The following is a 453-nucleotide window of genomic DNA, read 5'->3' on the forward strand; positions in this document are numbered from 1 at the left end:
GCTCATCCGTCGGTTTTAGGGGTATCAGCCGAAAGATCCTCATCTTCACTCTCGTCGGCCTGGCCCACCTCATCGACGTCCATATTCTCGGAGCACCCGGCGTGCTACGCGCGGCGGTCATTTTCTTCTACCTGTCCAACGAAGGCATCTCGCTGGTGGAGAACGCCACCCGCTTGGGACTGCCTGTCCCATCCCAGATGCGTGGGGCGCTCGATGCGATCGCCAACCGCGCCGAAACCAGGCCCTCACTGACCGAAACGACCACTGAAAACACAAAGGAGAACCAGTCATGAAGAATTGGAACACGCTTGAGGCCGACATCGACCTCATCATGAACACACACTACACACCCGGCCGCAACGGCAGGCGGATCGATAAGGTCATCATTCACCACAACGCCGGAAACCTCACCATTAGGGGCTGTTACGACGTGTGGCAAACCCGTCCTGCATC

At 58.1% G+C, this 453-nt stretch carries 1 protein-coding gene; it reads left to right on the top strand.

Features of this window, described 5'->3' with window-relative positions; all coding sequences use genetic code 11:
* The coding region (locus AC5RE1_RS04015) for a phage holin family protein (protein ID WP_493938384.1) at nt 1–293 on the top strand (293 nt) is incomplete at its 5' end.
* Nucleotides 294–453: the final 160 nt, after the last annotated feature.

This window comes from Actinotignum sp. usb-actsch-rep-73, assembly GCF_059082735.1.